Here is a 12,476-nt window from a genome sequence, read left to right as displayed (position 1 = left end):
CGGCGATCTGGGAGAGACCTCGTATTGCCTCACGTAACGATGTTCCTCGAGATTCGAGCGTTGCCTCATTCATTTTGCTCCCGGCTTGGGGCTAAGGAGGCCGGGCGCGGAGATGGCCGGGTTTCGCAGCGCCCGGCCTCCTTCGCGAGCGCCACGGCGCCTCAGTGTGGCCCTGCGATCTCCAGGATCGGCGGCTCCTTGATCAAGGGGCCAAACAGCAACGCGTCCGCCTGTTCGCTGCGCCAGACCTTCAGACGACGCTGAAGCGTTCGAAGCAGTTTGTCCGGGTAATCGCCGGGATACTCGGCCTGCAGTCGTGACAGAAGTTCGCTGCCGGTTCGCCATGGTTCGGCTTCGAACCAATTTCGTAAGTCCGCAGTCGCCTTGACGAGAGGGTCAGGACGCCGCCGCCCCCTTTTGGCTTTCACAATCGGGCGATCCGTCGGCCGGATAGCTCCGTCCTTCCAAGCAGTCCGCAAACTCGCCAGGAAAAGGTCGATTGGCTGAGCTGTTCCGTCAGGGCGCATGGCCGGCGGAGTATCGGCAAGCGCAGCGAGTCGCTCCTGCACGGCGCGGATATCGCGCAACAGCAGGACAGGATCGAGCCCGGCGTAGATTTCCTGCAGACGGGAGCGGACTGCATCTGAGGTGCGAGGGTCGGCAACCAGACGCTGATGCGGCGTAGCTGGCGGACTATACGTCTTGCGCACACGCGCGCCGTCGCGCTGCTTCGCGATCAACTTGAACGATGGCTGAAAGAAGTTCACGAACAGCCGCGCTGACCGGTAGAGCTTCGCTAGCAGCGTGGCGGCCTCCAGCCCCTCGAACCGACGATATCCGACCATCCTACGCACCACGGCGCCATTCTTCTGCTCGACAAAGGCCTGGTCATTCTTGCGGTAGGGGCGGCAGCGCGTGAAGACGATGTTGGCGGCGACGCAATAGGCCTTCAGCGTCTCGTTCATGAAAACGGTGTCGTTGTCCGTATCCAGGCCGAGAAGCGCGAAGGGCAGTTGCTTGCGCAATTCTGTGAGCACCGTGCTCAACAGCGTCTGTTCGCGAACCAGCAGCGGCGCACATTCCGTCCAGCCGGTCGCGATGTCGGTGAGCACGAGGGTTTGGATGAAGCTGCCGCGAGCCGAAGGGCCGCTATGGGCCACGAGGTCCGCCTCAACGAAGCCTGGCGCTGGATCGTCCCAATCCGCCGACGTTCTAATGGGAATGCTCCGTCGCAGGGCATGCGCTGCAGGCCGTCGTCGGGGACGTCCCAAGCCTTCTCGGATCGGTCCCAACGTCCTGTCGATCGTGGCCGCGCTCATCGCCAGCAATTTGCCCCGGATTTCGGGCGCCAGGTCAAAATGACCGTGCCGTTCCATCGCCTCGAGAAGGATGGGCAGCAACGCCTTCAGCCGCTTGCCGCAGACGCGGTCGGACGCCTCCCAGAGCAATATGAGCGCATTGCGTTCCGCTTCATCATAAATCCGCGGCCGCGCTCGCCGGCCTGCAAACGGCCCCTCACCGCGTCGTAGCAGCCGCATCGCGTGCTTGCGGTGAAAGCCCGTGACGACGACGAACTCATCCAAAATTCTCGCCTTCTCCGCTCGCGTCGAAGCACGATAGCGCTCTGAAACCGCCGTCGTCAGTTCTTTCCTTGTCGCCATGCTCAGCCGTCCCATAGTCGCCCCTGCTCTTACCCCTCGGTAGGGAGCAACTTATGTGAGGCAACGGTTGAACATTCAGGAACATTTTCGACGAGGCAATGCGAGGTCTCTCCCAGATCGCCGCACCACAGCATGGATCAGACTGCGGCGGTCCTCCGGCCACTCCTCCACAAACTCGATCGCGTCTGCGAGATTGACAATCTCCTGCACAAGGTAGGATCCATGCTTGATGAAGATGGCGTTGCTGAATGCCGCGAGCCTCTTCCGTCGCGGGTCATCAGCGTGTCAATCGCCGCGTGTGTGCGCAATTCCCGCGCGCCGCAATGCGTTTGTCGGCCAGTGCCACACAGGCGCGGACCCAGCCACGCCCAATTCCGCCTTCGATGTGCTTGGGGCGTGGATGGCTGTCATCCAAACAATCAATTTTGCCAATCCTGCCGGCCCTAATAGGAGGGTGACCGAAATCAACTGCCTCGGCCCGCAAGTACGTCCGACGAAAAAGCCTGAGCACCAACCACCTAGCCCCAAAGGAGCAACAGAATGCAACGATCCGAAGGCAGTGGAAATTGCTGCCGGGAGGTTCTTCCTCATCGGTGTCTATGTCGCGCGTCCAACCGACTCGCGTTTTGACATCGGGTCTCACGAACGACCCCGCTTCTCAGAATTAGCGTGCCCGGGCCCCGACCCTACCGACATTTGACGGCATTTGCAGCGCCGGTGATTGCTGCATTGGCTAGGTGTGAATTTGACCCATAAAATCGATCATGAACTGTTGAATCGAGAAATGGCCGCAGACGATCCATGGCGGCTCGATGGCAACCCGTTCGAGCGGGAGCGCCACACCCAAATTCTCCGGTTGTCACTTGCGCAAGGTCCAGTCGCAAATGCGCTCGAAGTCGGGTGCGCTGCCGGCGCCTTTACGGAGCGGCTAGCCCCCCTTTGCCAGCGGCTCACTGTGATCGATGTCGTGGAGCCTGCGATTACGCGAGCACGTTTACGCATGAAGGAGGCGCCGCACATCAGCTGGGTAATCTCCGATGTTCAACAGTTTTCGAGTGATGAGCTGTTCGACCTGATCATCGTTGCGGAGGTTCTTTACTACGTCGGAGACCTCGTTCAGATCCGCGCGGCAGTCCGCAACTTGGTAGGCCTGCTTGCGCCAGGCGGGCATCTGGTTTTCGGGTCGGCACGTGACGCCAATTGCCAACGCTGGGGGCACGCTGCTGGTGCAGAGACCACCATCGCCATGCTGAACGAATCGTTGACCGAGATCGAGTGCATCGAGTGCCGGGGCGCGTCGATCAATGAAGACTGCCTGCTGGCCCTCTTCCGAAAGCCGATTTCCGCTTCCTGATGAAACACTTGGAGACCCTGTGCGCTTCTGTGGTGTCAAGCACCCAATATGAGGACGTATAAGAGCGCCTGATTGCAACAAGTTAGCTGGATCCAATCGAGAATCAGAACGCTGATGCCTTCTTTGGCACCGTCGTCGGCACGCACATCATCTTCAAGCTGGCCCGGGACCGTACGGGTCGCGCCCAGAACCCAAACGAGATCGGCGTGGTCGTTGTGTCGAACGAAGTCGGGGATTTTCGAAAGAACGTCCTTTCACGGCAGGTCGTCAGTATAGAGCTCGAAGCGACCGCGCCTTCAAAGGCGGACTTGCCGTCGACCCGCGCTGATCACCGCTGCTGGCAAGCCAGAACGGAATGCCGGTAATTGCATTGAGGGTGGCGGCGATCAGCCCCTCGAAACCTTTTTCGCTCGTGGGCTTAAGTTCGGAAAGCTGCGCGAATCGTGCGTCAACGGTCCCCGCATTTGCCGACGTCTAACAGTCGGGCCCATCCTCCACTTGATCGCTGCTTCGGCACGAGGCGCAGCCACGCTGCTGGCGGCCGCTCTTGAGGCAGGTTTTGTCACCGACAGCTGCCATCGGTGTCGTCGCTTTATCGGGCCGATCGAGCACGACCAGAGGTCCAGATCAACGCATGGTTTTAACATCCACAGCGTGGATGCTCGCGATCTAAACAATCAATTTTACCAATCCGGGCGGGTCGTTCATTAACCGCCCACCTGACATGCACCGCCGCTGCTCTACCGCGTGAGGTGCACAAAAGAACCCGAAAAAGAGGAAGTCTTCGCATGCGCAATGACGTGCAGTGGAGGTTGTGCTGGGAAAATGAATTGCAGCTTTCCGATCACCTCGAACTCTCTGAGTTCTTACGGAAGACCTATGAGCCGACCGGAGCCTTTAATGGAAAGCAATTCGCAGGCGGTCGGAGCTGGGCCGGTGCAAGGCCGGAGGTCCGCGCAATCGGCTATGATGTGCACGGGGTAGCGGCTCACTTGGGGCTGCTGCGCCGATACATCAAAGTTGGCGACGCTGATCAGCTTGTCGCTGAACTCGGTCTATATGGGGTGCGTCCGGATCTTGAGGGGCTGGGAATCGCCCATTCGATTAGCGTGATGTATCCAGTGCTGCAGCAGCTTGGCGTTCCATTCGCTTTCGGCACGGTTCGGCAAGCGCTCCGGAACCATGTTGGGAGGTTCTGTCGGAAAGGCTTGGCGAACATTTTGACAGGCGTTCGCGTGCGTTCAACCCTCCCGGAGGTGTACCCCGATCTGCCTCCCACGCGAGTGGACGACGACGTACTCCTCATGGTGCTCCCAATTGGACGCTCGATGAGCGAGTGGCCGGCCGGCACTTTGATCGATCGGAACGGGCCAGAGCTATGACCGCGGATTTGTTATCCGCTCGCTTCCTCAAATTCACAGAAAAATCTGACATCTCATGAACCTGTTTGCCACAGCCAGTACGGTTGCCATCTGCTCTTATGCGCTGCTGTCGACCGTTTATAAAACCGCGCAGGTGTTTTATACCCTGCCTACAAAGGTAGCGCCGACGTCGGGCGACCCGGCCGGCGGTGAGCCTTGGCCGAGCGTCGATGTCATTATCCCGTCCTACAACGAGGCGCCTCGCACCCTGTCCGACTGCCTGGCATCCATTGCAAGTCAGGAATACGCCGGAAAACTGCAGGTCTATGTTGTTGATGACGGTTCTGCAAACCGAGATGCCCTCGTAGGTGTACAAGAGGAATACGGGCACGACCCGAGGTTCAACTTCATTGCGCTCCCAAAGAATGTCGGAAAGCGAAAGGCGCAGATTGCCGCGGTTCGCCGCTCGTGCGGCGATTTGGTGCTCAATGTAGATTCGGACACGATACTCGCGCCGGACGTCGTCACAAGGCTTGCGCTAAAGATGCAAGATCAAGCGATCGGCGCGGCCATGGGCCAGTTGGCGGCTAGCAACCGCAGTGAAACTTGGCTGACGCGGTTGATCGACATGGAGTACTGGCTCGCCTGCAACGAAGAGCGGGCTGCACAGGCTCGATTCGGTGCCGTCATGTGTTGCTGCGGACCGTGTGCCATGTACCGGCGATCCGCGCTTCTTTCGGTGCTGGATCAATACGAGACGCAACGCTTTCGAGGGAAGCCGAGCGACTTCGGTGAGGATCGCCACCTCACGATCCTTATGCTGAAAGCAGGCTTCCGAACCGAGTATGTTCCGGAGGCCGTCGCGGCAACAGTCGTTCCCGACAGGATAGGTCCCTATCTGCGTCAACAACTTCGCTGGGCCCGGAGCACTTTCCGTGACACGCTGCTATCACTCCACCTGCTGCGCGGCCTTAATATTTATCTCACATTGGACGTGATTGGCCAGAACCTTGGCCCATTATTGCTCTCTTTGTCGGTCCTGGCGGGGCTCGCGCAATTCGTAACGACAGGTACTGTGCCTTGGACGGCATGCCTGACGCTTGCAGCCATGACCATAGTTCGCTGCAGCGTGGCAGCGTTTCGTGCGCGCCAACTTCGATTTCTCGGATTCTCGCTCCACACACTCATCAACATCTCTCTCTTGCTCCCATTGAAAGCATACGCGCTGTGTACATTGAGCAATAGCGATTGGCTGTCGCGAAGCTCTGCGACCAAGGTGCCAGACATCGGCGGCGCGCTTTCAAAGCCGACCTTGGTAGGATCCGAAGCAACTTACAGCGAACAGCAATAGTCACGTGATCTCAGGCGGAAGAGTTTTGAGCCAGGACCAGAAAGATCAAGTGTTGATGCGCGAGTTGGACCCTAAGGATTTGCGGCGGCCCGAGACTGGTCAGATCGAACGGGAGTCTCACGAGCAATCAAGCGCGAAAAGCTCCGTGTCTGACTCTGCCTCGACCGTGGCGGTCGATTTTACAGGCGTAACCAAGTCGTATGGGAACAAGGTCGTCGTCGACGAACTGTCGTTCACCGTTGCGTCGGGAGAATGTTTCGGCCTCCTCGGACCAAACGGCGCGGGCAAAAGCACGATTGCGCGTATGCTTCTCGGAATGACATGCCCTGACGCGGGCACGATCACGGTGCTCGGCCTCCCGGTGCCGGCACGCGCTCGGCTGGCGCGCAGGGGCATTGGCGTGGTCCCGCAATTCGACAATCTTGACCAGGAATTCACCGTACGCGAGAACCTGCTGGTGTTCGGGCGCTACTTCGGCATGAGCACACGCGAGGCCGAAGCGGTCATCCCGTCGCTTCTCGAGTTCGCTCGCCTCGAGCGCAAGGCGGATGCGCGCGTCTCGGAATTGTCCGGCGGCATGAAGCGATGCCTGACGATGGCGCGGGCGTTGATCAACGACCCCCAGCTCATTGTGATGGATGAGCCGACCACCGGCCTTGATCCGCACGCGCGCCACTTGATCTGGGAGCGGCTGCGCGCCCTGTTGGCCCGCGGCAAGACGATTATCCTGACGACGCATTTCATGGAAGAGGCTGAGCGATTATGCGATCGGCTGTGCGTGCTCGAAAAGGGTCGCAATATCGCCGAAGGCCTCCCGCAGGCGTTGATCAACGAGCATATCGGATGCCAGGTCATGGAGATTTACGGCGGCGATCCCCACGAGTTGCAATCGCTGGTCAAGCCGCATTCTCAGCGCATCGAGGTGAGCGGCGAAACCCTTTATTGCTATGCGCCAGACCCTGAGCAGGTGCGCACGCAACTGCACGGGCGAGCAGGTCTGCGCCTTCTTCTGCGTCCAGCCAATCTCGAGGATGTTTTCTTGCGGCTGACCGGGCGCGAGATGGAGGAGTGAACCATGATTGAAGCTTATGCGGCGGCGTTGCCGGCCAATGCGTGGAACTGGGTTGCGGTGTGGCGCCGCAACTATCTGGCATGGAAGAAAGTCGCACTCGTGTCGATTCTCGGCAACCTTGCCGATCCCATGATCTACCTTTTCGGCCTCGGCACCGGCCTCGGCATAATGGTCGGCCGCGTCGACGGTGCGTCGTATATAGCCTTTTTGGCAGCCGGCATGGTCGCGGTAAGTGCGATGACCGCCGCAACCCTCGAAACATTGTACGCGGCTTTCGCTCGCATGCACTCTCAGCGCACTTGGGAAGCGATGCTGTATACGCACGTTACCCTCGGCGACATCGTTCTGGGTGAACTCGCGTGGGCAGCCACCAAGGCCTTCTTGGCCGGTGCGGCAATCACCATTGTCACCGCAACGTTGGGTTATGCAGCCTGGCCGTCCGTCCTCTATGCGCTGCCAATCATTGCTCTCACTGGGTGCGTATTTGCGAGCCTCGCGATGATCGTCACCGCGCTTTCACCCAGCTTCGATTACTTCGTGTTTTACCAGACGCTTGTCCTCACACCTATGCTGTTCCTGTCGGGCGCCGTTTTCCCATTGAATCAGCTGCCTGACGCCTTTCAGCAGATAGCGCGATGCATGCCGCTATCACATTCGATCGACCTCATTCGCCCGGTTATGCTTGATCGCCCGATCGGCGGCATCGCCCTGCATGTCGGTGTGCTCGCCCTGTACGCGCTATTGCCATTCTTCCTCTCAATGGCGCTGTTGCGCCGCCGACTAATGCGCTGACGCGAAAGAGCGGGAGATAAACATGCGCTACGGACTCCGTGCGGCAAACGACATCGCCAACAGAAATCGGCATGCCACGGAGGGTGTTCGGAGGCATCCACTCAATCTCTCAACGTCTCATGTTGATCCCGGCGAAAGAGAATTTCTTCGAGGTTGTGATGTCTGCTGGCGTTCGCCGCGGCGAACGACAACGCAGCCTGTGTTTTTGATCAAACGGCCTTGAGACAGGCCAATTCAGTCTTCTGTACGATAAATGGAGAGCAAGATGCTGTGTCTAGGATTGAGCGGCGGATTAGACAAAGTCTATGAAAACAGATTCCAGGTTCCGAACACATTCATGCACGATGGCGCTGCGGTGCTCGTCCGAGACGGACAGGTCATCGCGGCCGTAGAAGAGGAGCGCCTCAATCGGATCAAACACTCCAACAAGCTCCCAATCAGTTCGGTTCAGTACTGTCTTTCAGCCGCTGGGGTTCAGCTCAGTGAAATCGATCATGTGGCGTTCTACGCTACCGAAGCCTATTGCAACGCAATGCTCGAAAACATGCTTGCTTCCCAGCCGGACACCTCCATTCCGTTGGATGCTAAACTGTTGGTGCAGAAGCTGTTGGCGCAGGAGTTCGGTAGCGAGCTCGACGCTTCGCGTATCTCATTCGTAAGTCATCATCAGGCGCACGCCGTGAGTGCTTTTGCAATGTCGGGCTTCGAGCAAAGTCTGATTTTCGCGATTGATGGCTCTGGTGATTTCCTGTCGGGGCTCGTGGCGGTTGGATCTGGCACTGGAATTGCCCAACTCGCGACTTTCCCAGAGAACAATTCCCTTGGGCAGTTTTATCTCGAGACGATCCGGTATCTCGGCTACGGCTTGTTCGATGAATATAAGGTGATGGGGCTCGCCCCCTACGGCGATCCCGTTCCCTATCGCGAGCTTTTCGAGCAGTTCTATGAACTCTCTGCAAACGGCGAGTATCGCGTCCACCTCGACCGCATCGGTCCGACTTTGCTTCGCAGCATTCAGGTCCGGCAAAAGGGAATGCCATTCACCCAGCAGCATAAGGATGTGAGTGCGTCCTTGCAGGAAGCGCTCGAACGCATCGTGTTTCACATTCTTTGGCATCATCGTGAGGCCACCGGGATGACGCGGTTGTGCCTGGCCGGCGGCGTTGCGCACAATTGCTCCATGAACGGCAAGCTGCTCTATTCAGGACTTTTCGAAGACATCTTCGTGCAGCCCGCATCGCATGACGCTGGCTGCGCATTAGGCGCTGCACTAATCGTGTCTGAAGAGCTGGGCCGCCCCGCGCCGCGTGCGCGATTGCAGGAGGTTTATTGGGGGCCGGATCTCGCGAGCGATCACGCTGTCGAAGAGGAACTAACGGCATGGGCGGGGCACCTGGAGTTTGAACGCACGGAGGAGGTGGCGGATCGGGCAGCCGAGTGGATGGCCGGTGGCGCCGTGATCGGCTGGGTGCAAGGTCGTTCGGAGTTCGGGCCGCGCGCGCTCGGAAATCGCAGCATTCTTGCCGACCCCAGGCCCGCCACGAACAAGGACCGGATCAACGCTATGGTCAAGAAGCGGGAAGGGTATCGCCCGTTCGCCCCATCAGTGCTGGAGGAGGATGCGCGCGAATTTTTCGACCTCCCAGGTAGTGCGTGCGAATTTCCCTTCATGAATTTCGTGGTTCGCGTGCGCGACTCCAAGCGCGGTTTGCTCGGCGCCATCACGCATGTCGACGGTACGGCTCGGCTGCAGACAGTATCGCGCAAGGCCAGTCCGGCCTACTGGGACGTCATCAATGCCTTCAAGCAGCGGACAGGCATCCCAATTCTGCTCAATACGTCCTTTAACAACAATGCCGAGCCCATCGTAGATTCAGTTGCAGACTCGATTGCCACGTTCCTGACGACAGAGTTGGATGGACTTGTGGTCGGGCCGTTCCTCGTGAAAAAACGGGCCGCAACGCTGCAGGATTGGACTGCGCTCGCGGTTTCATTGCCGCCTTATGTATCCCTTCACAAGGTCCGCGCTTACACGGCGCTCGATCGCCAGGAGACCGTCTGCGAAATCCGCACGGATCACTCCAGCCGTGACGGCGTGCGTATTTCCCATGACTTGTTCAATCTGCTGACGCGGATCGAAGGCGAAGCCGTGCTCGCGGATCTCCTCGATACAATTACGCTGGATCAGGCCCAGCGCGAGGCTCTCACAGGAGAGCTGCGAAGGTTGTGGGAGCAGCGCCGCGTTCGCATGCATCCCCCACACGCCGCTCGCGTCCAACAAACCTGATGCCAAACGCTGGACAACAGATGGCAGCTGCCGAAACACCGGTCTGCATCTTCATATGACGGTCTCCAAGGCAAGCGGTGCCGAGATTCGGTTCAACATGAAATATCCGATCTTCGGCCCGCCTATCCTCGGCTTCTGATTGCGCTGGCGCTGTCACTGACTCTGCTGATGTTAGTCCGGAAAGCAGCCGCTTTTGGAAGATTCGGCGTATCGATGGCGAGGCTGCGCGAAGGGTCGCTGGTCATAATGTTCTTGCATCAATTCTTTCAGTTTTCGCTCGGCGATTTTGGTGTCTCCAACGAGGCGCTCATCATCGTCGTCGCTGTTTCCGGGCCGCTCGCGATTTATCTCGTGCTGAAAATATCCGCGTGGCTATCACCGTGGTTCCTTGGCAACGGTGGGCGCGCGCAAGGTCGTCTAATTGGCCAACTCCGCAACGGGGTTGCCTGGCGCGTCGCCAAGTATGAGCAGGAGGCAACTGGCTTTGTGAAGCCGTACATCGCCCTTGCCTTGATTGCGCTGCGCTGGCGATTGAGACGAAAGGCCCGCCCGCATGGCTTGGCTGGTGATTTGATTGTCTCCTTGACCTCTTACCCCGCGCGTTTCCCGACACTGCATCTGACGCTGCGTTGTCTTCTGTCGCAGACGGTTGCACCGGACCGAGTCATTCTGTGGATCGCTGTCGAGGACGCCGCGCAGTTGCCCGCCGAGGTGACAGACCTCAAACGACAAGGTCTCGAGATACGCCTTTGCCGGGACCTTCGCTCGTATAAGAAAATTATTCCGGCGCTGCTGGCATTTCCAAAAACCTACATCGTCACTGCAGATGACGATGTCTATTATTCGCGCACATGGCTGGAGGAACTTGTCGAAGGAGCCGGCGAAAAGACAGTCGTTTGCCAGCGAGCCCACTCGGTTGCGCTCGATGATGCGGAACGCATTCAGCCTTACAGCAAATGGTCATACGACGTCGCTGAACCGGCGGGAATGATTTTCCCCACCGGCGTCGGTGGAGTGCTTTACGGCCCCAAAGCGCTGTCGCCGGAGGTTGTGGATGAGGACATGTTCGCCAAACTCTGTCCTCAAGGCGATGACATCTGGCTGTTCTGGATGGGCCGGCGCGTCGGGAGCACGTACATCAAGACCAATCGCAAATGGGTCGAATTTCAGTGGAAGGGATCCCAGAGCTCTGCCTTGCATTTGAGCAATGTCGGGGCTGGCGGAAATGATGAGCAAATCGGCAGAATGATGAGCCACTATGGCTTGCCTGCCGCCAAGGGGCTTTCGCCGGATGAGTTGAAGCGGCTACCGTTCAGCGCCGAAGAAATGGTCGCCAGGATCCAGAAAGAGATTGACGAGAAGGGCATCCTCACAGCCGATGAAAGCCGGCTTTTGTGGACCCAAAGCAGCGAGCGTCCTTCCAAATAGAACAGTGCGCGCACTGCAATTTACGTCATTAAGGACGGCCAGATCGGCAGTCAGTATCAATGGTATAACGATCGTCAATGCGCCTCTCACCTGATTAGGGAAGTAACTCGCCCGGCGGTCCCAGCTGGAGCGCGTCATTCCTGGCGAACCAGTGCCCAGCGCTGCAGGTCTGTGGAACTAGAAGACCACCAGATCTTCGGCATACCCTTTATGCAGACCAACAGCCGGTACCGCCATGCATCAGCCGGCATCCCGGTGAACACGTCGAACACGGTCCGTAACCGCTGTTCTCAGGCCACGGCCTTGAGCGGCATAGGCCTGTAGGCCAAGGCAGCAGATCGTTGATCTGGCTTTGTGGATGGCCGGCGACGATCCGGGCGATCACGTCAGCGAGGTAGGTGTGTGGCTCGCCGCCGTTGAGCTTGGCGGTTTATGCCGACCGCCGAACTATGCCGATTCGTTTGGTCGAGATCGTTCGGCCTTTGAGCGTTCGTATGGCTTCAGCTTGGCAAGTTCGGATTCCTTCAGCTCAAGATGTGCGTGGAGATAGTCAGCGTCGTTTCCATTGCCTCACAGGCGAACAACTGCCCCGCTTTGGTCCGTCTCCGCCCGAATCAAGCACAGGCACAGTGGTCTCGTCCGCGATAGCTTGTCTGAAGCCTTCAGCCGCCCGAACAGCCGCTCATGCACAGCGTGAAGCAGGAAATACGACGGTCTCTTTTTTCTGGCCGCAAATCGAGCGGGTGCCCTCGAATCGGTCACCTTCCGTGCTTATTGCTGCCAATGAGCATCCCGACCATAACGCCATTGCGGATTTCGCCGGCGCTTTCTTTCTTCAGGAAATCGAGGACCTGTTGGTCAAGCTCACCCGGGCGGTTAGCGTTCGCGATCCGGACATCTGTTTCGGGCAATCGCTTGATCGGGATGCGAGTCGAGGAAGGGGAGCTCACCCAAGCCACGGCCGAATGCCCCACGGGCACCTGCGCGATCGCAAGCGCCGTGGTGCTGTGCCATTCGATGCGAAGCGTGAGAGTCTTCTTCAGCCCGCGCAGAACCAGGAAGGCCGACATGGGCGAGAGCGCCGCGCCGGTGATGTTGCGCATGCCCGTTTCGTACAGGGTGTGGAGGGTTTCCGCGTCGCCGAGGATTGCACCGCCAAGGCGGCGGCCT

The 12,476-nt window shown here is 58.8% G+C and carries 9 protein-coding genes and 2 pseudogenes; 7 read left to right on the top strand and 4 right to left on the bottom strand.

The genetic code is table 11. The annotated features are described in order from the left end of the window. Window positions 1-161: 161 nt before the first annotated feature. The gene (locus EB815_RS31120) at window positions 162-1,676 is read right to left on the bottom strand and encodes an integrase (RefSeq protein ID WP_065005558.1); all 1,515 of its coding nucleotides are present in this window, start codon (window positions 1,674-1,676) and stop codon (window positions 162-164) included. 769 nt (window positions 1,677-2,445) lie between these two features. Between EB815_RS31120 and nodS the strand changes: the two genes are divergently transcribed. The 7 genes from nodS to EB815_RS31085 all read left to right on the top strand — a co-directional run bounded on the left by nodS (window position 2,446) and on the right by EB815_RS31085 (window position 11,306). Continuing rightward, a complete protein-coding gene (gene nodS, locus EB815_RS31115) occupies window positions 2,446-3,015 on the top strand; it encodes a nodulation methyltransferase NodS (RefSeq protein ID WP_244277788.1) in 570 nt (189 codons plus the stop codon). A 788-nt stretch (window positions 3,016-3,803) separates the two neighbouring features. After that, on the top strand, window positions 3,804-4,397 hold the full coding sequence (locus EB815_RS31110; protein ID WP_027046516.1) for a NodA family N-acyltransferase: 594 nt from the start codon (window positions 3,804-3,806) through the stop codon (window positions 4,395-4,397). A gap of 55 nt (window positions 4,398-4,452) precedes the next feature. Further along, the gene (gene nodC / locus EB815_RS31105) at window positions 4,453-5,727 is read left to right on the top strand and encodes a chitooligosaccharide synthase NodC (RefSeq protein WP_064987326.1); all 1,275 of its coding nucleotides are present in this window, start codon (window positions 4,453-4,455) and stop codon (window positions 5,725-5,727) included. Between the two features lie 49 nt (window positions 5,728-5,776). Then, the gene (nodI, locus tag EB815_RS31100) at window positions 5,777-6,799 is read left to right on the top strand and encodes a nodulation factor ABC transporter ATP-binding protein NodI (RefSeq protein ID WP_019856456.1); all 1,023 of its coding nucleotides are present in this window, start codon (window positions 5,777-5,779) and stop codon (window positions 6,797-6,799) included. A gap of 3 nt (window positions 6,800-6,802) precedes the next feature. After that, window positions 6,803-7,591: an ABC transporter permease gene (locus EB815_RS31095; protein ID WP_064987328.1), complete on the top strand. Its 789-nt coding sequence runs from the start codon at window positions 6,803-6,805 to the stop codon at window positions 7,589-7,591. A 265-nt stretch (window positions 7,592-7,856) separates the two neighbouring features. Further along, complete coding sequence (locus EB815_RS31090) at window positions 7,857-9,878, top strand: carbamoyltransferase family protein (RefSeq protein ID WP_065005196.1); 2,022 nt, start codon at window positions 7,857-7,859, stop codon at window positions 9,876-9,878. 213 nt (window positions 9,879-10,091) lie between these two features. Beyond that, on the top strand, window positions 10,092-11,306 hold the full coding sequence (locus tag EB815_RS31085) for a hypothetical protein (RefSeq protein WP_065005192.1): 1,215 nt from the start codon (window positions 10,092-10,094) through the stop codon (window positions 11,304-11,306). A gap of 325 nt (window positions 11,307-11,631) precedes the next feature. Here EB815_RS31085 and EB815_RS31080 read toward each other — a convergent pair. The 3 genes and pseudogenes from EB815_RS31080 to EB815_RS31075 form a co-directional block, all read right to left on the bottom strand. Further along, window positions 11,632-11,736: pseudogene (locus tag EB815_RS31080) on the bottom strand (transposase domain-containing protein); the annotation flags it as partial. 145 nt (window positions 11,737-11,881) lie between these two features. Then, window positions 11,882-12,011 (bottom strand): annotated as a pseudogene (locus tag EB815_RS34295) (IS66 family transposase); the annotation flags it as partial. Window positions 12,012-12,064: 53 nt separating this feature from the next. Next, window positions 12,065-12,409, bottom strand: a complete 345-nt coding sequence (locus EB815_RS31075; protein WP_027046518.1) for a PLP-dependent transferase — start codon at window positions 12,407-12,409, stop codon at window positions 12,065-12,067. Between the last annotated feature and the right edge of the window lie 67 nt (window positions 12,410-12,476).

Source organism: Mesorhizobium loti (genome assembly GCF_013170705.1).
In the GTDB taxonomy this organism is placed as follows: domain Bacteria; phylum Pseudomonadota; class Alphaproteobacteria; order Rhizobiales; family Rhizobiaceae; genus Mesorhizobium; species Mesorhizobium loti_D.
Note: the sequence above shows the minus strand (reverse complement) of the source record. Positions and strands in the feature narration are given on the sequence as shown.